This window comes from Vibrio sp. 10N.222.52.B12, from assembly GCF_002875385.1.
GTDB classification, from domain to species: Bacteria; Pseudomonadota; Gammaproteobacteria; order Enterobacterales; family Vibrionaceae; genus Vibrio; species Vibrio jasicida.
Map to the genome: position 1 here is coordinate 1 of NZ_MDAW01000154.1, position 23,436 is coordinate 23,436.

General features: G+C 44.0%; 20 protein-coding genes. 10 read left to right on the top strand and 10 right to left on the bottom strand.

What is annotated here, in order from left to right; genetic code table 11:
• Positions 1–31 precede the first annotated feature (31 nt).
• Positions 32–1,084, bottom strand: a complete 1,053-nt coding sequence (locus tag BCT11_RS23980) for a porin (protein ID WP_102389454.1) — start codon at positions 1,082–1,084, stop codon at positions 32–34.
• Positions 1,085–1,652: 568 nt separating this feature from the next.
• On the opposite strand from BCT11_RS23980, the gene BCT11_RS23985 reads away from it, so the two are divergent.
• From BCT11_RS23985 to BCT11_RS23995, 3 genes are all read left to right on the top strand, one after another.
• Complete coding sequence (locus tag BCT11_RS23985) at positions 1,653–2,621, top strand: porin (protein ID WP_061035524.1); 969 nt, start codon at positions 1,653–1,655, stop codon at positions 2,619–2,621.
• Between the two features lie 398 nt (positions 2,622–3,019).
• Positions 3,020–3,859, top strand: a complete 840-nt coding sequence (locus BCT11_RS23990; protein WP_061035525.1) for a DMT family transporter — start codon at positions 3,020–3,022, stop codon at positions 3,857–3,859.
• Between the two features lie 62 nt (positions 3,860–3,921).
• Entirely contained in the window at positions 3,922–4,536 is a 615-nt protein-coding gene (locus BCT11_RS23995; protein ID WP_102389456.1) for a glutaredoxin, read from the top strand.
• A gap of 71 nt (positions 4,537–4,607) precedes the next feature.
• Here BCT11_RS23995 and BCT11_RS28545 read toward each other — a convergent pair whose 3' ends face one another.
• The 3 genes from BCT11_RS28545 to BCT11_RS24010 form a co-directional block, all read right to left on the bottom strand.
• On the bottom strand, positions 4,608–4,742 hold the full coding sequence (locus BCT11_RS28545) for a hypothetical protein (protein WP_095760458.1): 135 nt from the start codon (positions 4,740–4,742) through the stop codon (positions 4,608–4,610).
• Between the two features lie 134 nt (positions 4,743–4,876).
• Positions 4,877–5,224 (bottom strand): hypothetical protein, encoded by a 348-nt coding sequence (locus tag BCT11_RS24005; RefSeq protein ID WP_045419226.1) that lies wholly within the window; start codon positions 5,222–5,224, stop codon positions 4,877–4,879.
• 113 nt (positions 5,225–5,337) lie between these two features.
• The gene (locus BCT11_RS24010) at positions 5,338–6,531 is read right to left on the bottom strand and encodes a multidrug effflux MFS transporter (protein ID WP_102389457.1); all 1,194 of its coding nucleotides are present in this window, start codon (positions 6,529–6,531) and stop codon (positions 5,338–5,340) included.
• A gap of 111 nt (positions 6,532–6,642) precedes the next feature.
• Here BCT11_RS24010 and BCT11_RS24015 point away from each other — a divergent pair, with 111 nt between their 5' ends.
• Positions 6,643–7,530: a LysR family transcriptional regulator gene (locus tag BCT11_RS24015; RefSeq protein ID WP_038865303.1), complete on the top strand. Its 888-nt coding sequence runs from the start codon at positions 6,643–6,645 to the stop codon at positions 7,528–7,530.
• 158 nt (positions 7,531–7,688) lie between these two features.
• Here BCT11_RS24015 and fhuB read toward each other — a convergent pair whose 3' ends face one another.
• From fhuB to BCT11_RS24035, 4 genes are all read right to left on the bottom strand, one after another.
• Positions 7,689–9,683: a Fe(3+)-hydroxamate ABC transporter permease FhuB gene (fhuB, locus tag BCT11_RS24020; protein WP_102389458.1), complete on the bottom strand. Its 1,995-nt coding sequence runs from the start codon at positions 9,681–9,683 to the stop codon at positions 7,689–7,691.
• A complete protein-coding gene (locus BCT11_RS24025; protein ID WP_054755601.1) occupies positions 9,683–10,636 on the bottom strand; it encodes an iron-siderophore ABC transporter substrate-binding protein in 954 nt (317 codons plus the stop codon). Before BCT11_RS24025 ends, fhuB begins: the two co-directional genes overlap by 1 nt.
• Before the next feature lie 91 nt (positions 10,637–10,727).
• Entirely contained in the window at positions 10,728–12,851 is a 2,124-nt protein-coding gene (locus BCT11_RS24030; RefSeq protein ID WP_102389459.1) for a TonB-dependent siderophore receptor, read from the bottom strand.
• A 206-nt stretch (positions 12,852–13,057) separates the two neighbouring features.
• Complete coding sequence (locus tag BCT11_RS24035) at positions 13,058–13,966, bottom strand: AraC family transcriptional regulator (protein ID WP_102389460.1); 909 nt, start codon at positions 13,964–13,966, stop codon at positions 13,058–13,060.
• A gap of 219 nt (positions 13,967–14,185) precedes the next feature.
• On the opposite strand from BCT11_RS24035, the gene BCT11_RS24040 reads away from it, so the two are divergent.
• The 3 genes from BCT11_RS24040 to BCT11_RS24050 all read left to right on the top strand — a co-directional run bounded on the left by BCT11_RS24040 (position 14,186) and on the right by BCT11_RS24050 (position 18,012).
• A complete protein-coding gene (locus tag BCT11_RS24040; protein ID WP_038865369.1) occupies positions 14,186–14,944 on the top strand; it encodes a siderophore ferric iron reductase in 759 nt (252 codons plus the stop codon).
• A gap of 78 nt (positions 14,945–15,022) precedes the next feature.
• Positions 15,023–15,808, top strand: a complete 786-nt coding sequence (locus tag BCT11_RS24045) for an ABC transporter ATP-binding protein (RefSeq protein WP_102389461.1) — start codon at positions 15,023–15,025, stop codon at positions 15,806–15,808.
• Positions 15,809–16,191: 383 nt separating this feature from the next.
• Positions 16,192–18,012, top strand: coding sequence for a bifunctional diguanylate cyclase/phosphodiesterase (locus BCT11_RS24050; protein WP_038875444.1), 1,821 nt, complete (start codon positions 16,192–16,194; stop codon positions 18,010–18,012).
• A 35-nt stretch (positions 18,013–18,047) separates the two neighbouring features.
• Here BCT11_RS24050 and BCT11_RS24055 read toward each other — a convergent pair whose 3' ends face one another.
• Together BCT11_RS24055 and BCT11_RS24060 are read right to left on the bottom strand one after the other, a co-directional pair.
• A complete protein-coding gene (locus BCT11_RS24055) occupies positions 18,048–19,334 on the bottom strand; it encodes a peptidoglycan DD-metalloendopeptidase family protein (RefSeq protein WP_038865290.1) in 1,287 nt (428 codons plus the stop codon).
• 123 nt (positions 19,335–19,457) lie between these two features.
• Positions 19,458–20,087 carry a hypothetical protein gene (locus tag BCT11_RS24060; protein ID WP_102389462.1) on the bottom strand — a complete coding sequence of 210 codons (630 nt, stop codon included), beginning with the start codon at positions 20,085–20,087 and terminating at the stop codon, positions 19,458–19,460.
• Between the two features lie 149 nt (positions 20,088–20,236).
• Here BCT11_RS24060 and BCT11_RS24065 point away from each other — a divergent pair, with 149 nt between their 5' ends.
• From BCT11_RS24065 to BCT11_RS24080, 3 genes are all read left to right on the top strand, one after another.
• Positions 20,237–20,638 carry a GFA family protein gene (locus BCT11_RS24065; protein ID WP_102389463.1) on the top strand — a complete coding sequence of 134 codons (402 nt, stop codon included), beginning with the start codon at positions 20,237–20,239 and terminating at the stop codon, positions 20,636–20,638.
• A 164-nt stretch (positions 20,639–20,802) separates the two neighbouring features.
• Positions 20,803–21,474 carry a YoaK family protein gene (locus BCT11_RS24070; protein WP_038865287.1) on the top strand — a complete coding sequence of 224 codons (672 nt, stop codon included), beginning with the start codon at positions 20,803–20,805 and terminating at the stop codon, positions 21,472–21,474.
• A gap of 471 nt (positions 21,475–21,945) precedes the next feature.
• Complete coding sequence (locus BCT11_RS24080) at positions 21,946–23,310, top strand: YjiH family protein (protein ID WP_038865286.1); 1,365 nt, start codon at positions 21,946–21,948, stop codon at positions 23,308–23,310.
• Positions 23,311–23,436 lie beyond the last annotated feature (126 nt).

Below are 23,436 nucleotides of genomic sequence, written 5' to 3' on the forward strand. Positions count from 1 at the left end.
CCTATTTTAGGACTAGACAGACAGGTTACTATTATAGGTAGTAACGAGCACCAAGTGCCCATTTGTCGTCTGTCTTACGATCGTTAGCATCGTTTAGGTCGAACTGGTAACCAGCGTAACCAACAAACTTAGAAGTGAAGTTGTATTCTGCTTGAACAGCCATCTCTTCACGTGCAGTTTCAGTTTTGCTGCGGTTAAACTCTTTACCTTCAACCATTTCGTAGTTGATGCTTAGGTTTAGGCTGCTTGGCAGAGCGTATGCTAGTAGCGCTTCGTACGCATCACTGTCTACAAGGCGAGCGCCGTTTGTGCCGAAGTTCATGTTCTCGTTTGAACCGTATACTGCTGCTACGTATAGGCCTTGACCGTATGAACCGTAAGATGCAGATACTAGGTGAGATTCAGCTGACTCTGAACGTAGACCTTGGTTGATATCGCCACCGTTGTACGTGTAACCGATTTTCGCACCCATGATTGAGTATGAAAGAGCTACTTGTAGACGATCATCGTAGTCTGCGCCGCCAACAATTTGGTTGTTCTCGTCACGAGCGAACTCGTCTTTAGAACCTTGCCAACCTAGACCGAAGTTGATTGCACCAGCTTCACCTAGCTCGATTGCATTGCGGTAAGAAAGCATCTTGTCCGCACGACCAGTACCTAGGTTACCGTGGTCATCGTAGATAAAGTCGTTCGCAAACGCGATTGGCATATCAGCAACACCAGCTACGTCGTAGTAAGGTGCCCATTGAGTACCACCAACTGCACGGCCGTATACGTCGTGAGTTAGGCCTAGGTAGCCAAGACGAGTAGTGAATGTTTCTTCACCGCCGTCTAGGTAGTTTAGAGCCCACTCACCACGAGCGTCAGCTGTGAAGCCGTTGCCTAGATCTTGAGTTGCTGTGAAGTTGATACGTGGAGAGTTAGTACCTACATCTGTGTCGCCTTGCTCAGAACCGTTTAGGTTAACTGAAACGTGACCACCGATAGAGAAAGTAGTGCCGTCGTTGTTGTAAAGCTCCACTGCTACTGCTTGTGTACCAAATGTTGCTGCTGCGATCGCTGCTGCTAGGAATTTTTTGTTCATTATAAAATCCGTGTATTTATGCATTAGTTTATAAGTCAGTCTTATACAAAAGTGGATTGGGGCATCTCTTCCACCAATGTCGCGTCACTTTTGCTTAACAACTGCTAATCAATGTATTTCAGAAGTTCCCAAGAGCAGAGTGAAAAGATGTAATAAAAAAGAAAAATGGCAAACGTTTAGCTCGAATCAATACACAAATTTGGAAAACAACACCTAAAAACAGAAACATTTTGTTACATATATGAAGAAACACCAAGCATAATTTATTGTTAAACGGTCAGATAGTCGAATATTTAAGAAACCCAATGTTACATTTCGGGTAAAGAAATATGATTAGGAACTTTTTTAAAAACACACTGTCAATTAGGTAAGACAGAAACATCAAAAAAGATAAAAAGCCCTTTCCTCTTATTTTCATGAATAGGAGCGCATTCATGCATTTGAAATAAAAATGCAATGGAATCATAACTTAACAGAAATCTATCTTTCATTTTCGCGGTTTACCTTAAGCGTCATCGACACAAATCGAGCAAGTAAGCTCATCGATTACAACTAGGGTAATAAGAAAATGAAAAAGGCAGCACTAACTACCGCGATTCTAACAGCATTGGTATCAGCACCATCATTTGCAGCAACCGTGTATAAAGACGACGGGACTGAATTGAAAGTTGGCGGTCGCGTGGAGTTTCGTGGCGACTTCATCGGTTCTGACGGTGCAGAAGTTGACGGTACTATGGAAGATGCATCTCGTGCACGTCTAAATCTAAAAGGTAAAACAGATATCGGTAATGGCCTATCTGCTTTTGGTGTTTACGAAGCTGAACAAAAAACAGGTAAAAGCGAGTTTAAAAACCGTTACATGTACGCTGGTGTAAGTGCTGATGCAGGTGATTTTTCGGTAGGTCGCCAAGACATGGCTGCTGTTATCATCTCTGATATGACGGATATCACTGAGTTCTCAGGTGTTCAACAAGTTATTGATTCATCCTCTGATAAGCAAGACAGCGTATTCGCTTACCGTGGCGAATTTGATGCTCTACAAGTTCAAGCAACTTACCAAGCCAACTCTGGTGACAGCCAAGACAAATACGGCATCTCTGGCCTTTATTCTCTACCAGTGGGCCTAGACCTAGGTCTTGCTTACTCTGGTGGCGATGTAGATAAAGATAACTCTGAAGACCAAATTCTTGGTGGTATCGCCTACTCTCTTGAAAACTTATACCTTGCAGGAACTTACTCTCAAGGTGCCATTGATGACTCTGAAGACTTTACCGCTTACGAGCTTGTAGCAAGCTACAAATTAGCAAGTAAGTTTACTGTTGCTGGCCTATACACTTTCCAAGAGAACGATCCAAATGGCGCAGCAAAATATGACGCGGTTGATGGTTTTGAGCTGGTTGGTTACTACAAACTTAACAGCAACTTCCGTACTTACCTTTCTTACTACATGAACCAGCTGGATGAAGAAAAGAATGGAGAAGGCAAGGTAACTGAAGGTGAAGACACACTACGTCTAGGCGTACGTTACGACTTCTAATAAAAACTTGTCCTAATAGCGAGTCTTTTGGCCGGCACTCTTGTGTCGGCTTTTTTGATCGTACTCACTAACCTGCCCTCTTTTAATGCACCTAATCCCGAAGTTAGTGCATTCCCTCTAGGCTTTCTCAAGCTATATTCATCTAGGCCTTTAAAATCAACCAATTAAAAGTTGGCACACTAGCTGCAATAACTAAATCGAGCAAATGCATGGCAGCGTTTGTGCTTCTCGTTCTTCGTACCTACTTCGGTAGGCACGTCCTTTAAATTGGTAATGTCGCCTCCCTCTGGGAGGCATTTTTTTATTGGCTACCCTATGAATAGAACGTATGATTCTGGCCATTCTTTAAAAACGGAAATATCCAATTGAATCATCATCCTGTCCAAGGTGCATCTTGGATGCTCACCGCGGGTTTAGCATTCGCCGTCGTTAATAGTTTTGCTCAAGTTGCGAGTATACACTTTGGAGTGTCGTCCACGACCTTTGCGTTATTCCAATACGCGATCGCCTTTTTTGCGATCTTGCCTTATTTACGCACCCTAGGCATTCGTCAATCACTGCGCACAAACCACTTTGGTTGGCACGCTCTACGTATTTTCCTTGCCGTTATCGGGATCCAACTATGGCTGTGGGCACTCGCGTATCCAGTGCCAATTTGGCAAGGTATTGCGTTGTTAATGACCTCGCCTTTGTTTGCTACTATAGGCTCAGGTCTGATACTTAAAGAGAAAGTTGGGGTGGCGCGTTGGATCGCTACCTTAACTGGCTTTATTGGCGCAATGATCATCCTTGAGCCTTGGTCTGACTCTTTTACCTGGGCGACACTGTTGCCAGTTGGCGCTGCTTTTTTCTGGGCTTCTTACTCTCTGATGGTGAAAAAATTATCAGTCAATGATCCACCGTCAACAATGGTGGTTTATCTACTGTTATTGATCACACCATTTAATATCATGCTTGCGGTGCCAACATTCGTGATGCCAGAAGGGTGGGATGTTTGGGGTATTCTCATTGCGGCTGGCGTGTTAACCGCCTTAGCTCAATGGGCGGTCGTAAAAGCTTATGCCGTAGCAGATGCATCTTTCGTTCAACCTTTTGACCACGCGAAATTACCACTTAATGTCTTTGCCGGTTGGTTAGTGTTCAGCTGGGTTCCACCAGGTCGATTATGGTTGGGTGCCGCGATTATCGTTGGCTCAATTGCTTTCATCACTCATTGGGAAGCAAAAAAAAGAAAGTAAATTGAAAGAATTTCTTTGGTTTTGAGTTCTATATTTTCAGGAAAGGAAATGAGGATTATCGTATGACACAGCCAATCAAAATGACACTTTATCGTTGGGCAGGCAGCTGGGGACCATTCAAGGTTAATATTCCATGTGGCGAATGCACCCTAACTAAAGACATTCTTGCCGATACTTTTGAAAACGAATTAGCGGGTGTCCCCGTAGAGCTAGAAGTGAAAGATTGGCTATCCCATTGGTGGGAACCACTAAAACTTGGTGCTTGGCACGCCCCTATCCTAGTTGTTGAAGGAAAAGTCGTCAGCCAAGGGGAAGCGCTAAACCGAGGCGTGCTTGTTCAATCAGTTATTGCTGAGTGGACTAAACGCGATCAACTTAAAGGCAATATTGTCTACGGCAAAGCGACGTGTCCTTACTGCGTTAAAGCCAAAAATTTGCTGGATGAGACGGGTATAGAATACACATACTATGACGTCGTCAAAGACAGTGCAGCCCTTTACCGAATGATACCTGAAGTGAAAGCCATCATTGGCGAGAAAACACCTGTAACGGTGCCGCAAATTTGGTTAGATGGAGAGTACATAGGAGGCGCAGACAACTTGGAAAAGTGGTTAGCGGAAAAGGGATTAGATAAAGTGCCTAACAACGTTGTTGAGATCCCAAGTCAAAGCGCATAATTATCACCTAGCAGAAACACGACATCTCTAACAAAGCAAAAAGCCCTGATATCAAATCAGGGCTTTTCCTATTAATTCGCTAGCTTTTTCATTACTCGAGCAAACATTGAAGGTTTCTTCTTCTTTGTTTTACCGTAAAGCGCTTTGTGCATCGCGTCTTTTGCGATCATTTGACCAATGTAAACGCCACCAAGTTCGTAACCCATGACCTTCTCCTAAGAAGTAATTGACTGGTTTATGTTGTAATTTTACACCACAAATCACCAAAAACAAGATAAAGATCACAAAATAATTGTAATTTAATTACAAGAAATTTAATCCTAGCGAATCAAAAAAGTGATTAACGCTTGGGCTGTTGGTACGTTTTGCCTGCTGCTTTGTAAGTATCTTTTTGTTTAATTTCAAAGAAAGTTTCAAAGAACCAAGCCGCAAATTTGATCAGGTGATCGCCTTCATTCATGACATGCTCAACAAATTCTTTCTCTTCACCAGACTCGTCAGCTTGGAAGGTAATGTGGTAAATACGTTTTTCACCATCGACCTCCGCAAGGCCAAATTGACCACTTAGTGATTCCGCTGCTTTAGCGACCTCTTCTTCTTCAGATGCTTTTAGTAGTTCAAGAGCCTGAGGCAAGTTCTCTTTTTCACCAATTTCTTTTAATAGCGCTTCAAATTCGTTTTGTTGCATGGGTTCACCTAACGATTAACGGGCGTTTTCCTCGCACAACGCTTTTGAGTCAGCATCTGCGAGCCTAATTTGCTGCGCATTTTAGAAAGGAGCACGTAAGCTTGCAAGCAGATTCAACGCGAGCTTTCTGGTTGAGCCAAACCACTGGTAGGCGTCTGAATTTGACTCAGTGCCAAAACAACACAGCTTAATCCTGCAATCAACACATAGAAGACACCTAATTGATATTGGCTCGTTACCCAATACTCCACCAAATATCCGCCAAACAAACCTGCGAGACACATTTGTATCGACCCAGATAATGCAGAAACCGCGCCTGCTTGTTGTTTGTGTGGGGATAACAACAAACTGATTGAAACCGGGAACGACATTCCTTGCGCAAAACTCAAGCAAGTGAAGGCAACTAATAGTGACGTAACCGTAAATGGTAAAATCAGTAGCATCACTCCTGATGCAGCAACGACAACAAAACTCATCAATAGGATCTGCTGCTCTTTGTAGCGCGAATTGATGAAGTTAAGCACCAAACTACCTATTAACAACCCTGCTGAAGGGACAATCATCAACGAGCCATAGTCTGCAGCAGTTAATCCAAGCTCTTGCTGCATCAAAAATGGATATAAGGACAACGTCACCAGAGCAGAAAGATAACTGAGCCAGTTGTAGCTCGCACTGCCAACCACTTGTTTATTAGTCAACAGCGTTAAGTAATTCAATATGACTCGTTTAGGTTCAAAACGGCGCTTGGGATAAGGCAATGTTTCTGGAAGAACGATTAAGCCCAGCGTAAAAATCGCGATTAAGTAAAACAATACGAAGACAAACACCGCATGCCAACTTAAATGATAAGCGATCCAACCACCAAACAAAGGCGCAACTATCGGCATCACTGATGCTGTGACCGAAATATAGGAAAGGGCCTTGGTCAGTTGTGAGCCATCGTAACTGTCTCGTAATACTGAGCGCCCAAGAACAGAGGCGCTTCCCGCACCTAAACCTTGTAATAGCCTTCCAGCTTCCAAAGCGACAATATGGTCTGCAAACGCAATACATATGACCGTACCTACGAGATAAATGCTTTGACCAAGAATGAATACTGGCCTACGCCCTATTGAGTCGGATAGTGGGCCATAAAAAAGCTGAGAGACACCAAAGCCAACAAGGAATAACGTGACAAGGTTTTGAATCGCATGCTGCGGAAGCTCAAGGTCATGTCCGATCATTGGCAAAGATGGAAGATAAATGCTGACGCCAACTTGACCGGTCGCGATGATCATCATCGCCAATAATAATGGTGTTTTACGCAATATACCCTCCTTACATCATGACAGTTTCACGACAGACAGTGTATATTTGTTACTCAAAGATGATAATCAACCAAAATGGAAAAGAATTATTTCCTATGGGGATAGAATAAAATGGATTGGATTCAAAGTGTCAATAGCTATATTCGTGTAGTAGAAGAAGGAAGCTTCAATGCGGCAGCCAGAAAGCTCAATACCACCAGCTCAGCCATTAGTAAGCGTATCCAGTGGCTAGAAGATAAGATCGGTGTACAACTACTCAAGCGAACAACACGCTCCATCAGCCAAACAGAAGCTGGCGCCCTATTCTACGAACGAGCCAAAGTACAGCTAGACTCTTGGCAATCTGTGCTAGACGAAACACGCTCAGTGAATCAATCTCCAGCAGGCTTACTTAAGATTGGAGCAACGCTGGCCGTTGGCTCTAAGTTCCTTGTTCATTATCTGGACGATTTTCTTGAAAAATACCCCGACATTAAACTTCAACTTATCACCACGCTACCAGGTCAAATCCCCGAACTGAGCTTGGATTTATTCATCAGCAGGGAGTTGGAACATCTCAATTCTTTAAGTTTTAAAGCAACGCCATTGTTCGAACACAAAGCCCAGTTTTATGCCGCGCCTAGTTACCTTGAAAAACACGGAACGCCACAAACGGTTGAAGAACTATCACAACATAACATGTTGATTTGGGGTGAAAAGCCAACAAGAGAGCTCAAAACCAACCGTGGAAAGCGTATTAGCCTTTCAGGAAATTTCGCGACCACGAACCCTGAAGCTCTTTTCCATGGCGCTAAACGCGGAATGGGAATTTTACTGTCCAATAATGTGATGATCAAAGAAGAGCTTAAGTCCGGAGCATTAATACCGATACTTCCTGATGTCACTGCTGATGAGGCGACGGTCTACGCTTACTATCCAAAACTGGATTATCAACACACCCGAACTCAGCTGTTTCTCGACTACCTTAAATCACGCTTAGATGAAGAAAAACGCGCCTAAGCTACTCACTCTTTGATAACAAAGATAGTAGAGAGTCACAAGAGGCGCGTTGGTCTGTCGTGAATGTTTTGAGTGATATGATAAGACGTTATAACGTTGCTTATTAAAAACAAATCACAACGTCTAATCATGCAAAAACCATCTGCTAACTTACAATCCTAAGCACTTCGAGATTTCAACAAAAGAAAGATAAAGTAGCTGCCTCCGATAATCGAAACTAACGTACCTGCAGCAAGTTGAGCGGGGAACACCACAACTTGCCCTAGCCAATCAGCAAACAACATTAGGGCTGCACCGATTAAGAAAGACAATAAGATCTGCTCTCGAACCAAGCGAGCACCAACCATAGCTGCAATATGTGGAGCCAGTAGGCCAACAAAAGCGACCGGCCCCATGGTGGTTGTGACCATCGAACATAAAATCGCGACGATACACAATAGAGCCACATAGGCGATGTTGATGTTCAGCCCTCTTGCACTTGCAAACTGGCGACCAGTAGCAATTAATGTCACCCAACGGCTCAACAGTAAAGCAACACCAATACAAACGGTTATCACGATAGACATGATCGTTGCTGCATCAGGTTCAACACGATACGTAGAGCCTGCCAACCAAGCCAACAAGGTGTACTTCCCTTCCCCTACTCGCGTTAAAGAGAATTGCACTAAAGCCTCCAACACTGTGGTCAGCGAGATACCCGTCAGGATAAGAATCGAGGGTGCAAACTGATGCTTCTTACCGAGGAACAACAGCAAACACAGTGCAACAGCGCTGCCCAAAAACGCAATCCACGGGCTTAGTGAATGAATCGAGTATCCCATAAACAGGCTACTGAAAATCAACGCTAAAACAGCACCCGCCGACACACCGAGGATGTCTGGGCTCGCAAGTGGGTTGTAAACCAACCGTTGTAAAATCACACCAGCGACAGCGAGACCGCCACCAGCAAATATCGCAGTTAACATTCTAGGCCAGCGAATAGACCACTCAAACGCATCTGGGATAATGAAATAACTCATATCTGAAGAAGGTTGTGACAATGCACTTAACGCCAGTAAACCGGAAATCATCGCACCCAACAAGAAATAAGCCAAAGGTGAAATAGACTTTGGCCCTTTAGGCATCGAGAAGAAGAGCTGATCTTGGGCCGACATCTGCTTGCGAGCAATAATGATCAAAGCTGGAGCACCAATCACCGCGGTTGCCGTTCCTGTTGGAATCATATCCAAAGACCATTGCGCTAAGAAAATCGCCAAGCTGTCGGTCATACAAAGCAATAGCACACCTAATACGCAGCTAGCGATGAGCTCAGATTTTGCCTTTAAGAACCCCAAATGTCTCGCGATGTTTGGTGCAATCAAACCAATAAAGCTGATCACACCTACCGAGGTGATCGACACGGAAACTAGCCAAACACCAATCGCCATGAGTACAAAGAAGGTCGTACCGATGTTAAGACCACGTGCAGCAGCCCCTTCTGTACCAATTGAAAGCAGAGTCAAAACTCTTGGAGCCAACAGGAAAATAGCAAAGATTGGCAGTAACTTAGGCATCAGCCAAAGCACTTGTTCCCAACCGTTCTGTCCGAGATCACCCGCTCCCCAAACAAACAAGTTTTGCGCATATTGGTCGTTAAGCAAAATAATCGCAGTTGCGAATGCACCTAGCAGTAAGTTAACCGCCATACCTGCCAAAACAATTGGCAAGCCGCTCATGTTTTTGATGCCAACAATAGAAACAATCAGTCCCATTGCAAGCAGCGCGCCTATCAGCGCAAACCAAACCGAATATTGCGCAACCAACATTGGCGCGACCACGTTCAGGATGACCAGACCAAGCCACGCCCCTGATGATGTACCTAAGGTAAGCGGAGACATCATGCGATTTTGCGTTAATTGTTGAAACAAGCTACCTATGGTACCGAGTGTTCCACCAACCAAAATCGCCATCACCAAACGAGGCAAGTTAACATAGACTAACGCCATCAACTCAAATGAATCATCGACCATTTTATTGAATGTAGCGATGTCACTGATCTGTGAGACTTGTTGGAACAACTCTCCAACAGGACCAAATTCTGACTGGCCTAACCATAAATGAACAAGAGCGGTGAGCAATAGCACCGCCCCCATCATGAACCCACTGGATCTCATTACTGCTCCGCTAGCATCAACAACGATTGCGCCATGGCTTCAGCGTTATACAAAATAGACATAGCACCGCCGTAGCTCCAACTCGCTGCTACTGGGCTAAATTGACCATTGCGAACGAAAGGCATGCTCTTCCAGACCGGAGAACGCTCTAACTTGTCTTGATACGGGAAAGGTTCAAAGTAAAGTGCAATGCCGTTCTTCACCTTCTTAAGTTCAGTCATACGCTTTTGACTGATCCCCCACTGACTCGCCGGAAGATCCAACGCATTTTCAAAACCTAGCTGCTCAAGCGCGTATTGCGGAATCGAGTTATCGCCGTAAATGTAAACCGACGTGGTGCTCGCAAAACGGAAAGAAGTGACTTTTGGCTTGTCTCCCGGGTACGCTTTATCTAATTCAGCCTTAAGAACCTCAAGACGCTGATCCATCGCAGCCAGTTTCTTGTTCGCTTGCTCTTCTTTACCAAGCAATTGGCCTATCTTCTTGAAGTTATCGATAGCTGCCGCCGCATTACTGTGCTCTTCACTGTACGTTTGGTAGTAAAGTACTGGCGCGATTTCTGAAAGTCGCTCCTGAAGATCTTTCTGAGGTGAAGCGATAAGAATTACATCTGGGTTTAGCTTCTTCAAAGCAGAAAAGTTAGGCTCAGTTCGAGTGCCAATGTCCGCCACGCCTTCTGGAATCGCAGGTTGAACAACCCAATCGCTATACCCTGCAATATCAGGTACTGCTACTGGAGTTACACCGAGTTCAATCACTTGCTCAGCGACGTCCCAGTTAAGCGCTGCTACTCTGACAGGTTGAGCTTCAAGTGTTTTAATCCCCTCACTGTCTTCTACTTTGAAATCCGCCATCGCATTAAACGATAAAGCACTCGCTAACATCGTTAGAACGAGTTTTGTATTCAACTTTTTTACTTTAGAAAAATGGGAAGCGATTGATTTTAAGCTCATATATTTGCCTACTTCATCTAAATTCGAGATTTCTACAAACGACAAAAGCAGCCCAGAAAAGGCTGCTTTAGCAGTGATATTCCTAACTTAGTTAGAACTCATAGTTCACACTAAGCTCGATAGATTGCTCGGCACCAAACCAGCAGTTCGATTGGTCATAACACGCGTAATATTCTTCGTTGAAGATATTGTTCACGGCTAGGTTAGCTGTCGCGCCAGATAGCGTTTCACTTGCTTCACCCAGATCATAGCCAACAGATAAATCGACTAAAGTGTATGAAGGAACTTTCCCTTGTGTATTACTCGCATCCATTTGCATCTCACCAACGTAACGAGCACCTACGCTAAATCGAGAGCCCGCTAACATGCCGTTAAATACGTTGTAGTTAGCCCACATATTAGCTGTGTGCTCAGGTACATAGATTGGCGTCGTACCTTCTAAACCGTTGCTAGAGTCTTCGGTAATTTCCATATCGACATACGTGTATGAAGCCGCAATATCAAAGTTTTCTGTCGCAAACCAACGTCCTGATAGTTCAGCACCCTGCGACACTACTTCACCGACTTGGATTCTAGGGCCATAAACGTCGTTAGGATCGGTCATCAACATGTCTTGCTTAACAATATGGAATAAAGAAACTGTTGCTTCTTTGGACATATCGTCAGACAGGTATTTCACACCAATCTCTGCTTGTTGTGCCGTCTCTGGGTCGAATTCATTACCGGCTTTATCAACATCTGGAGCTGGTTCAAAACTCGTCGCGTAACTTGCGAATGGTGCAAGCCCATTGTCAAACTGATACAAGCCACCTAAACGGTAAGTAAATTGCTTATGATCAGACTCATGGGCGTAGTAATCACTCTCTGATTTGTAGTGGTCAAATCGTCCACCTGCAATCAGCACCAATGCGTCTAGACGAATTTGGTCTTGAACATAAAAACCCAACTGACTTGACGTCGTATCATCCAGATATTCACCCGTCTTAGTCACATCACTGCGGTCTAGTAGATCATTGTTCGGATTCAATGGATCAAAGCTATTAAACCCGCTGCCATTCGCACTATACGATGAGTAGTTAACATTACCGTCTAGATCTTGGTAATCGATACCAAGCAACAAGTTATGCTCTACCGAGCCAACATCCACAATACCGCTCAATTGGTTATCAATAACAAACCCTTTAAAGCTCTCATCGGTAGAGTACAAGTAACGATCCAGCTGATTAGGTGTGCTTGGGTCGTAACTCACATGATAAGTGTTCTCTTGGTATAAAGAAGCATCGGTATAGCGAGCATTCTGTAGGAATGTCCAATTGCTATTAAACTCATGGTTGATTTTATAGCCGACCATAAGAACTTCACGCTCAAACTTGCTCCAGTTCTTGTCACCCATAGAAACCGATGGATCGCTTGCTTTCAACACGTCTAGTGGCATTGACGAGTTGATACCCATTGAAGGATCATTTTGGTAGTAAAGGTTAAAGTTGATTAGTGTGCTGTCCGTTACCTGCCAGTCCACTGAAGGTGCAATGAGGTATCGTTCTTCTTCTGCATTATCAACTTGGCTATCTTGTTTGCGAGCAAGTGCGATCAAACGGTAAGAAAAATCACTGTTACCAAACTGGCCTGTTGTGTCGATAGAAGCTTCTTGTAGATTGCGAGAGCCTGTTGCTACGCCAACCTTAGTCGATGATTCGGTTTGCGGGGCTTTAGCAATCATGTTCACCATACCACCCGGTGGCATCGCACCATAAAGCACAGAGGTTGGTCCTTTAAATACCTCTACTTGCTGCATCGCAATCGGATCAATCTGCGGTTGTAGGTTCCAACCATTCAAGAATTGAAGTGAAAGGCCATCGTAGTAGTTAACGTTATTAGTATTAAAACCACGAATAGAGTAAGAATCAAACATTGCTACCGAGCCACCTCGGTTTTCAGTTACAACACCCGGTGCATAACGAAGGGCTTGATTCAAAGATTGAACACCTCGTTGCTCTAACTGTTCTTCATCAATAACGGTAATACCTTGAGGCGTTTCTTCTGGCTCAAGAGCCGACTTAGTCGCGGTATTACGATAAGCTTTCCCCAAAACAGTGATAGTTTCGATATTCGAATCTGTCGCTGAAACGGCTTCTTCCGCCAAAGCTTGCGCTGAAAATGCAGTCAACAAAGCGACTGCCAATGATGAATACTTAAAACGAGTGTGAGTGGTCATAATTCCCTCGGTACCAATGCTTAATATAAACAATAATAAATCTCATTTGCATTGTATGTATCTATAAATGGGATAATTAACAATTTGGTGCAAGTTCAAAAAGAACTTGGCCTATTTTGAGTAAAACTAAGACAGTTGCTCATTAAAAGCACAATTAGCCCTATTAAACGAGAGGCTCTGTAGAGAGTGCGTTAGGTGGGATATGACTACGATTTAATAATAGGAACCCAGTATTCCATTACCGCATCAGTCGAATGAGCTCGATAACCCAAGGGATACACTTCAAGCTCATAGCCATCGATGGCTCGATAACCAGAACTTGGCAACCAGTTAAGAACAAACCAGCTTAGAGTATGTCGAAGATTCTCAATAGGACCGCAATGTTTCACTACAGCGTAGGTTTGCTTTGGAATGGTTAATACGTCTAACTTATCAGAGATAATGCTCGGCAATTGAGGAATTGAAATCTCATCATTGAGCTCTACTCCCGCCCAATAGTGAATATTGGTACCATCAAAGCAAGACTGAGTAAGGTCAATAACACCAATAAACTGAAGTGCGTTATCGTCTGGCAAGCTCACTTCGTCTTCCAAGCGCGACCACAATTGAGGGACTTTCTCTGCAAAATCTTGTGTCAGTGAAAATAAGCCACTTATTTCTGAGGTAATACCTTTAACAAGGAATGACTCTCTCTCATCAATGCGTACCTCAACAAAACTGAGTGGACCGTTATCAGCAGCGCTTACCGTTTCAGATACTTGTATCGGTTTTCTAAGCCCTGCTCTTTTGCCCGCTTTTCTATACTGACTGGGGCTGGAGCCAAACATCTGCTTAAAAGAACGACTAAAGCTAATTTCTGAATTGAATCCGAGTTCAAGTGCGATATCGATCACTCGCTTTTTGCTGTCCAACAGTTCTTCAGCCGCTTGACTTAGCTTTAGCTCCCTCACGTAGTTTGCCACGGTCAGTCCCGTTTCAGCTTGAAACACTCTTTGCAGCTGCCAGCGAGACCAACAGCTCTGTTTCGCAATATCTTCTAGCGATAGTGCAGAGCTAAGGTTCGCATGGATATAAGCCAAGACACGGCTGATACGATCAAATGCAGGTGTGTTCATAGTCACGCGTTAATAATCTCTGTAGTGGCAACAATATAGTAGATACAGAAATACTTTTTATCATTTAAAGAGCCTTTTATCACTTAAAAATGACTAATGCATAATCAATTGATAGCTCCCTCAACGTGCAAGAACTCCGAGGAGATGCTCCATATTGTATGGTTATCCTCGATAAGGTTAGCTATGATAACGCAACTAATTCTCATTCATTGGTTTAAGATGCTTTCCCAGTTGCACAATATTATTACTCGTCGGAGAGCCCCTTCTCTACACCAGAAAATCTTCGCTTACTCTAAGCAGGTCACACCTTATCTAAGTGGAAGCTATGGTTCTCTGAGCAGCAAAAGTATCGCGATGACCAATGATAAGAGTCATATCGAAATCAAACGCGTTTACGATGGTCTAGCGGCAAATCACTCTGAAGCTGGTAAAGCTTATTGGTTAACTCGAACTTGGGATCTAGTGTGTTGGCAGCCCATCTATGTCACTTTCGTTTCTATTTACGGCCTCCACTCTCTACCTGATATCAAGAATATTGGTCAATTTAGGTACAAAGAGTTCGTCACAGGTTATCGCTTCTTTAACGGTGACCATCAACACGGTTCACCCGAGGAACTGATACCTCAGGCTGGTGCAGCCATACTTGCACTCACCGAGTTTTACCGCAGTCAGATAAATGAATGGACACGTATCCGACCAGGGTTCACCAACCATTTGTTAGCGGATCTACTGCTAAGCAGTTTGATCAAATTGCAGCAGCATGAGCCAAGCCTAACCAATGATTACATCACCGAGCAAGCCAAGCTTTGGTTAGAAGCATGCCAATTACCGGACAGTCATTTAGACAGCCTCAAGGTCGATGCTAATTCAGGGATGCTTAGGCTGATAAGAGTCAGCTGTTGTCTAGTCTACAAATGCGACTCTGGAAAGTATTGCGACGATTGCCCAAGGCTCCCAGAAAACAAAAAAATCGCTTAATATCACCATCTATTATTAAAGAGCAGCAGAGAGCATTTGCTTTTATCAGCGGCTTTATTGGTCGGAGACAGGACTGACATGTTTCAGCTTTCAAATATCAAAATCGTTCGTGATGAGCGAACCATTCTCGCAATCGACGAACTTTCTATTCCGACGAATGAGCTCACCGTAGTTCTTGGTCACAATGGTTCTGGTAAATCTACGCTGGTTAACTTGCTCTCAGGGCAAATGGCCCCAGACCACGGCACAGTGAAGTTAGACGATACCTCTCTTTCTGCCTTCAAAAGCAAAGACCTAGCCAAGAAGATTGCTTATTTGCCGCAAAAGCTCCCTGCTTCTGCAGGCTTAACGGTAGCGGAGCTGGTTCGTTTAGGGCGCTTTCCTTGGCGGGGAGCGTTAGGTCGTTGGAACTCTGAAGACAAATCCATCATCCAACAAGCAATGGAGAGAACGGGCGTCGCCGAGTTTTCACAGGCATTAGCAGACGATTTATCCGGCGGTGAACGCCAGCGTGCTTGGGTATCGATGTTGCTTGCGCAGCAGTCTCCCGTATTGATCCTCGATGAGCCAACATCAGCACTGGATGTTCATCACCAATTCCAACTGATGGGTTTACTGTCAGAGCTTAATAAAAAAGAAAACGTTGGCGTGGTCGTGATTCTGCACGACTTAAACCTTGCTCTACGTTACGCGACATACATCGTTGCTCTGAAGAAAGGTCAGATAGCATTCGAAGGCAGCGCCGATAAGTTACTCGATGAACAAGCACTGTCTGCACTGTATGAGTCCCCGATTCGACTGATCGACCACCCGGTTCCAGCCAGCACTGCCGCAAGTGAGAAGGTAGCGGTCGTCTGCGAATAGCTCAGTTTATTGAGCTAATCTACTGAAAAATCAAAATGCCTGTAGACAAACGCACTCGATCTAACTCTGCAGGCTAATCTCAATATTGAATCTCTGTATTCATTCGAGATGAGTGTTCCTTCAAAAATCACTCTGCATTCAGACTCGTCATATAATGCAGAAACGCAATCACAACCAAAAAGACTACCACTTTTGTGAGAGCTTGATTCAATTCCTCCTAACCTAATAGTTGAAAAATACCTTTCTTGAGCCATCAGAATTTGAAAAATCACACGAAGTAAACAATAGTTAACGTGATGCATATCGATTAAATGAGAAATGATCGTGTAACAAAACCAAAAGAAACACGATACGGTTAATGACAACGTCGGGTGAAGCCTTCAATGGATCATGAACAAATTAGTATCCAAGTAATTGATGAAATTCTGAATTTGAACGGAAGCGCTCTGCTCAATAGAGTAACTCTGGATCTTCATCAGCAATTTCAAAGCCACTGTACATGTGTGGTTGAGATAGCGCATCTCCAGCATTGCGCGGTTACGCTTTCTCATTCGAGTGACGGAACCATTACTGATAACATCAGTTACGGGCTCGCCGGTACACCTTGTGAAAAAGTGGCACAAGACATTGGTGAAATCATCTTCTATCAAGAAGAGGTCTACCGCCTCTTTCCTGAAGACCAAATGTTTCAAGATGCTGGTATCCAAGCTTATATTGGACTGCCCTTAAAAACCCATGCTGGAGAGGTGCTAGGGATTTTGCTCTCAACCTTTACCCGAGCGGTTGGAGAATCAGAAGCAAAAAACATCATTGAGCATCACCGTTTTTTTTCTAACGTCATCATCCATAGCCTACGTGAAAAATGGATAAGTGAACGGTCAGACAAACTTCTAAACCAGCTGAGTTATGAGGTTTCACACGACAACTTAACCGGCCTACTCAACCGAAGTTGCCTAGCGGATACGCTTGAAACGTTAACGCAACTCGCTAGCCGTCCTTTTAGTCTTGCCTACCTAGACATCGATAACTTTAAATCCATCAATGACATTAACGGCAATTACATCGGTGACCAGATCATCAAGTTTACAGCCAATGCCATACAACAAAGTCTCACCTCTCCGAATAATGCTTTTCGTGTTGCAGGTGATGAGTTTGCCTTCATTACTTACGATGAAGATCCCGTTGCGGTATGTCAGGAAATTTTGGACAAGATAGAATCAGGCTATGTCGACAAATCCAATCGCATATCTTTCACAGTTAGCATTGGTATAGCTCGTGCCCCTGTCCACATGCTCAATAGCGATGACTTGATACTTAACGCGAGTTTGGCGCTAAAAGACTGTAAAAAGCATCGTGATACGCGAATACAGCACTATGACACGCATTTAAGCGCGTTGTACCACCGTCAAACACAATTGATAGAAGCATTGCGAGACCAATTACGCTTAAGCATCGATGAAAACGAAGAACTCTATGTTGTGGTTCAACCTATTGTCGATATCACCAGTGACCGTTGGGACTACTTTGAAATATTGGCGCGTTGGAAAAGCAGTACTTATGGCAGCGTCTCCCCAGTCGAATTTATCGAGGCTGCTGAACAATCCGGTTTGATCATTGAACTAGGCGAACGCATCGTTGAGCTAGCCTGCCGAGCAAAACAAAAGCTCGAAAGAGAGTTGGGTTACACCGTAAAGCTGTCGGTTAATTGTTCTGCTTATGAGCTGGTCGATTCCAATCGCTATATAAACTACTTAACTAGAGTATTGGAGAAATACAATCATCAAGCTTCAGACTTTGTTATAGAGCTCACGGAGACGGTTCTGTTATCACAAAGTGGCAGAGAACAGATGGTTTTAAACTCACTTAGATACCTTGGATTCAAAGTCGCACTCGACGATTTTGGCACGGGTTATTCGAGTTTAAACTACATCCATAACTACCCAATTGATAGCATTAAAATCGATGCAACGTTTGTTCGCAACATGCTCGCTAATACCACATCAGAGCAAGTGGTTTTACTGATTGCACAATTGGCACAATTACTCGACGTCGACTTGATTGCAGAAGGGGTCGAAGACGATCGAGCATTGCAGAAGCTGATTGAGATGGGCTGTCATCATATTCAAGGATACTTCTATTCCCGACCACACAGCGTCGAAGAACTGGTTTCGATCATCAATGACAAACAAGTAAAAAGCGCATAAAAAAGACCAAACAATGTTTGGTCTTTTTTATTCAATTAGAGAACGGCTTTCTCTTTGTCTTTAAGCAGCTTATCCATTTCATTCCGGTTCGCTACAAACGTTGCCATCTCTTTCTTCGGAACCGAACTTGCCATCGGGATATTAGCGCGCATTGCGTTCACCGGACGACCATATTCAATCAATTCGTAATGAAGGTGCGGACCAGTCACACGACCCGTTTTACCGGATAGACCGATACGCTGTCCACGTGAAACTTTCTGGCCTTTCTTAACCAGTATTTTGCTCAAGTGCAGATAGCGTGTTTTATATTTACTACCATGCTCAATCACCACATAGTTACCCGCATAAGGGTGTTTACGTGTCATGATCACCGTACCATCACCTGTCGCTTCTACAGGAGTACCAATAGGCACAGCCCAGTCGGTACCATTGTGAGGAGCAACGCGGCCGGTTACTGGGTGTAGGCGGTTCGGGTTAAAGCCAGAACTAATACGCCAGCTGCGGCTAACAGGGTATCGTTGGAAGGCACGTTGTAGGCTTTCACCTTTCGCATTGTAGAACTGTCCATCAGTATGAAGGTAAGCCGTCACTTCACGGCCGCGGTTGTAGATCTTAATCGCTTCAATTTCGTTTTTACCCGTCGATACGCCATCAATACTTTGAGAGCGACGCACAACTTCAAAACGATCGCCAGCACGCAAATCTTTACCGAAGTTCACTTGCTCTTTTAGCAGGTTAACCACTTGGCTGATTTCAGCTGAGCTTAAACCCAAACGATTTGCAGAAGAAGAGAAGCTACCTTGAATAACACCAACAAGAGGCTCTTGGTGCCATACACCTGGAATGGAAATATCAGAGAAGTCGTAGCTACCATCGCTATTGCGTTGATAAACCACTTTGTCTGCAATAGAGAATTGCAGCTCCATTTTATCGAGTTCACCCGTCGATTCATCACGCCAAAAACGCAGTGTGTTACCAGGTTTTAACGTATCAAGGGCAAGGAAGTTTAAATCCGTTTCCATCACTTTCATCAGCGAACTGTAGCCGAGGCCTAATTGACTGAAGATGGTACTCAGGTTATCACCTGCTTGGATTTGATATTCAAAATTGGGTGGCGTGACAACAACAGCTGTCTTCGCATCAAGAATTTTTTCAACAACCTGCGACTCTGGCAGGTTTAAAGCGATGGTTTTGGTAAGGGAAGACTCTTTGAGAGAGTTGGAAACACCAATCGCAACTAATACTGGCAAGGAGTACAACAGTAGCGCTTTACGACTTGTCAGATTCGGCAACCGTCTTGTTGTAATTTCATTTGTAGACACGGGAATTACTATCTCCTTTATAACAAGGCTCATAGCTTATGCATTCCCGCATAAGAAATCACTAGGTAATTACGAGATCTAGCGCAGAAAACACTTATTTTTTACAGAAGACAAAAAAATTCATTACTGTTGCATATGTAGGTCATTACCTACACGCTTGAGTGTCTTCGATATCAATTGTTCTGGTTGTTCTGCCATCGCTTGATCTTCACCGTGTTCTAAGTAAGACAATGATATGTGTTTGTCGTCTTTCCATTCGAGTTTCGACATTTGAATTCGATCACCAACAAACACACTATTGATCAGTACAACACGACTTGGTACGGGGTCGAGCTTAAACAAGCCCAGGTAATAAAATGCCCCTGAACCTTGTGTCGTCACAATCACTGGTGCGGCAACCCATGTAGTCTTACCAATCTCTCGCTTAGCAATAAAATCAGTCGGTACAAGCACAGACCCTTTCGTCGCACCAGCATCGTAATCCCCTTTTAAGTAGCCATGCTCTTTGTCCCACTCTTGCAAAAAAGTGACCGCCCCTTGCTCTGGGACTTGGACAGTCCATGGGTTTCGTGACTGAATGCCCAATACCTCTTCAACGATTGGGTTGGATTGAGTCTGCACTTGGGGGAATTTCGCCATGATCTCATCATCTGAGAGACTGAAGCGATATATACCAGCGATGATCACAACAGCAAGCAAAACAATCGGGATAAGAAGAATGAGAGGAATGGGTAAGATTCTTTTACGAGCCATGAAGACTTCCTTGTGTTCTTGTTCTCTTAATTATGCTCGAAGTATATACCAATTCACCCATGAAGACCTCAACGCCTACTCGTTCGATTTGACTCAAGTGTTTCAAAATTAAACTAAACTGTTTGATGAGCAACCAATTGGGGACAACGATGACAAAAATCACCCACTCTTGTGAATGCGCCTGTGGTCTAGTTCAACTGCGCTGCACCGCAGAACCTATTCGTACTTCCGTCTGTCATTGCTTTGAGTGCCAAAAACGCACGGGAAGTGTATTCGGCGTTCAAGCCCGCTTCAACAAAGACCAAGTCATCCTCGATGGTGATGTCACTAGCTATACTCGTGTTGCTGACTCAGGTCATCAAGTTCAATACGAATCCTGTCCAGCATGCGGCACGACAATGCGTTTGAAGCTATCAGATGCTCCCGAGTACGCCGTGATTCCTATGGGGTTATTTAACGATAAGGAGTTTCCAGAGCCTACTGTCTCTATTTATGAGCAACGAAAGCACGGCTGGGTGAGCTTTGATTGCACTATGGAACACATTAGCTAAGCATCTCTTTCAACAAACATGGTACTAAACAATCTAAATTCAAGAAAAGCATTCAACAAAAGTTGAGATTTTATTGAGAATGATCAACCGAGTTTTCACAGAAGTACTTTCGTTCCGCGCTATGAGCGCTATAATCTGCCCCTAACATTTGGTGAGGTTTTATTGTGATTTCCAGACTTCCTCGTTGGGTGGAATATGGCGCGTTTTTGCTTGCACTTCTCGCAGGCTGCGTCAATGCCGTGGGTCTCCTAGGCTTTCAACATCAAGCGATAACACATCTTTCCGGAACCGTAACTCAGCTAGGGAACAGCTTATTAACCGATGCAGACAGCACTATTCACCTGCTCTTCATCGTATTTAGCTTTTTGATTGGTTCAGCGTTTAGTGGGTTCTTTATCGAAAGCAGTGCACTTAAACTCGGCCGCCGCTACGGCGTTGCACTCTGTATTGAAGGCAGCCTGTTACTTCTCAGCTTAGGCTTCCTAGTTCAAGGCAATGTTTATGGTCAGTATCTTGCTTCTGCTGCGTGCGGCTTGCAGAACGCTATGATCACCACCTTCAGTGGAGCAGTGGTTCGAACAACACACATGACCGGAATTATTACCGATCTCGGCATTATGATTGGTGAAAGCTTGCGTGGTCGCCAATTTGACCGTCGTAAAGCCAAGCTGTTTATCTTTATCTTCTTCGGCTTCTTGTTAGGTGGTACTGCCGGAGCAATGCTGTTTAATTCGTTTGAGCTTTATGCATTAGCGTTCCCAGCGATTTTGGCTTTCATCATTGCTATCGCTTACTGGAGTTATCTTTTCCTTATTAGTCGTAAACAAACTGCTTAATGCGATTGTGGCGGTTTAAGCATTTGCCTTAAACCGTCTTCTCTTATTCTTTTCTTCATATTTGTCTTTTACTTGAAAGACGCCACTGGCTGATCTTAACCAGTGTTTTATCCTTCAAATCCATAAATTAAGTAGCACTACTAACAGAAAGCATTGTGATCGCCTTGAGATCCTAATCACATTTGCTAGGCTTTTTATTGCTCGAGTCACACTGTGCTTCATCATAGTCTGTTAACAGCGGCTCACGTGCTACAATTTTCTAACACAGGCAACAAATTCATATACAAGATTCTAGTTAAGTACAGTTTGACCATAAAAACGGCTGAATAACTAGATGTATTTAATGAATAGTATTGCAATGGATGCAGTTTGCGGGTAACCTCCGCACACTGTGATTAAATACGGATGTTTAGTGAATATTTATGTCATGGAATATGGCGAGTATTGACTAGTAGTAACACGAGACAAAACATGCATAACAACACCAATGCTGCTGAAGCACCTAAGGGCAACTTTTGGATGTTCTTCATCCCATCCCTAATCGGTCTTCTACTTTTCATGGCGCCAATTTCTTACGATGGTGGCCTGACAATTCCTGTCGCGGTAATGGCAAAAGTCATTCCTGCAGTTCTTGGCGATACCTTAATTGCTATCGTAACGGCAATTGTCGCTTTCATGGCTCTAGCTTCTGTTCTTTGCAAAATTTTTAAGCCAGCAGCAATCCTACGTAATGGTTTCTTAAACGGTCTATTTAACCCTTCCCCACTTTGGTTAATCGTTCGACTATTTGGTGGTGCAGCGGTTCTGATGACGTTCTTCCAAGTGGGTCCTGAAGCGATCTGGGAAGAGAATACTGGCGGTTTAGTTCTGACTGGTCTTCTACCAACACTGTTTGCAGTATTCATTTTTGCAGGCCTACTGCTTCCTCTACTGCTCAACTTTGGTCTGCTTGAGCTATTCGGTGCGCTACTAAGTAAAGTGATGCGTCCGGTATTTAACCTTCCAGGTCGCAGTGCAATCGACTGTATGGCTTCTTGGTTAGGCGACGGCAGTGTGGGTATCCTACTGACAAGCAAACAGTACGAAAACAACTTCTACACCCAGCGTGAAGCCGCAGTTGTAGGTACAACTTTCTCTGCAGTATCTATCACGTTCAGTTTGGTTGTTCTTGCTCAGGTTCAATTAGAACATCTATTCCTGCCTTTCTACGGCGCAATCTGTTTAGCAGGTGTTATCGCGGCTATCATCATTCCTCGCCTACCGCCATTGAGTCTAAAGAAAGACCGCTACATGGATGGCAGCGAGCCTAAGAAAGACGCAGACGCAGTACCTGCAGGTCACACAACTTTCTCTTGGGGTATGGACCTTGCGCTAAAACGCGCTGGCCAAGTGACTTCTGTACAGTCGGTATTTAAAGAAGGCGTACATAACGCAATCGACATGGTCTTTGGCGTACTTCCTGTCGTTATGGGTCTAGGTACAATGGCATTGATTATTGCTGAATACACATCGGTATTCGAAATCCTAGGTCAGCCATTTATCCCTTACCTAGAACTACTGCACATTCCGGAAGCAGCGGCAGCGTCTCAAACGATTGTAGTGGGTTTTGCAGACATGTTTATTCCAGCGATCCTAGCAGCTTCAATTGATAATGAAATGACGCGCTTCGTGATTGCAGCGATGTCAGTAACTCAGCTTATCTACATGTCAGAAGTAGGTGCACTGCTTCTAGGCAGTAAGATTCCGGTAAACATCGTGGAGCTGTTCGTTATCTTCATTCTACGTACGTTGATTACGCTTCCTGTTATTGCCGGTGTTGCTCATCTGATTTTCTAAAATCGCATTTTTTAACAAAGGCTCCGCATTGTCGGGGCCTTTTTTGTATTTGTCGTTCACCTTTGCTATTTCCGTTCCAACTTAGCCCCCCCTTCCTGAAAAGAATCAATATAAAGATATCTAATT

Bases quoted from the DNA above. Each gene is read 5' to 3' on its own strand.
- BCT11_RS23980 (WP_102389454.1), bottom strand. From the start codon at position 1,084: ATGAACAAAAAATTCCTAGCAGCAGCGATCGCAGCAGCAACATTTGGT.
- BCT11_RS23985 (WP_061035524.1), top strand. From the start codon at position 1,653: ATGAAAAAGGCAGCACTAACTACCGCGATTCTAACAGCATTGGTATCA.
- BCT11_RS23990 (WP_061035525.1), top strand. From the start codon at position 3,020: ATGCTCACCGCGGGTTTAGCATTCGCCGTCGTTAATAGTTTTGCTCAA.
- BCT11_RS23995 (WP_102389456.1), top strand. From the start codon at position 3,922: ATGACACAGCCAATCAAAATGACACTTTATCGTTGGGCAGGCAGCTGG.
- BCT11_RS28545 (WP_095760458.1), bottom strand. From the start codon at position 4,742: ATGGGTTACGAACTTGGTGGCGTTTACATTGGTCAAATGATCGCAAAA.
- BCT11_RS24005 (WP_045419226.1), bottom strand. From the start codon at position 5,224: ATGCAACAAAACGAATTTGAAGCGCTATTAAAAGAAATTGGTGAAAAA.
- BCT11_RS24015 (WP_038865303.1), top strand. From the start codon at position 6,643: ATGGATTGGATTCAAAGTGTCAATAGCTATATTCGTGTAGTAGAAGAA.
- fhuB (WP_102389458.1), bottom strand. From the start codon at position 9,683: ATGAGATCCAGTGGGTTCATGATGGGGGCGGTGCTATTGCTCACCGCT.
- BCT11_RS24025 (WP_054755601.1), bottom strand. From the start codon at position 10,636: ATGAGCTTAAAATCAATCGCTTCCCATTTTTCTAAAGTAAAAAAGTTG.
- BCT11_RS24030 (WP_102389459.1), bottom strand. From the start codon at position 12,851: ATGACCACTCACACTCGTTTTAAGTATTCATCATTGGCAGTCGCTTTG.
- BCT11_RS24035 (WP_102389460.1), bottom strand. From the start codon at position 13,966: ATGAACACACCTGCATTTGATCGTATCAGCCGTGTCTTGGCTTATATC.
- BCT11_RS24040 (WP_038865369.1), top strand. From the start codon at position 14,186: ATGCTTTCCCAGTTGCACAATATTATTACTCGTCGGAGAGCCCCTTCT.
- BCT11_RS24045 (WP_102389461.1), top strand. From the start codon at position 15,023: ATGTTTCAGCTTTCAAATATCAAAATCGTTCGTGATGAGCGAACCATT.
- BCT11_RS24050 (WP_038875444.1), top strand. From the start codon at position 16,192: ATGGATCATGAACAAATTAGTATCCAAGTAATTGATGAAATTCTGAAT.
- BCT11_RS24060 (WP_102389462.1), bottom strand. From the start codon at position 20,087: ATGGCTCGTAAAAGAATCTTACCCATTCCTCTCATTCTTCTTATCCCG.
- BCT11_RS24065 (WP_102389463.1), top strand. From the start codon at position 20,237: ATGACAAAAATCACCCACTCTTGTGAATGCGCCTGTGGTCTAGTTCAA.
- BCT11_RS24080 (WP_038865286.1), top strand. From the start codon at position 21,946: ATGCATAACAACACCAATGCTGCTGAAGCACCTAAGGGCAACTTTTGG.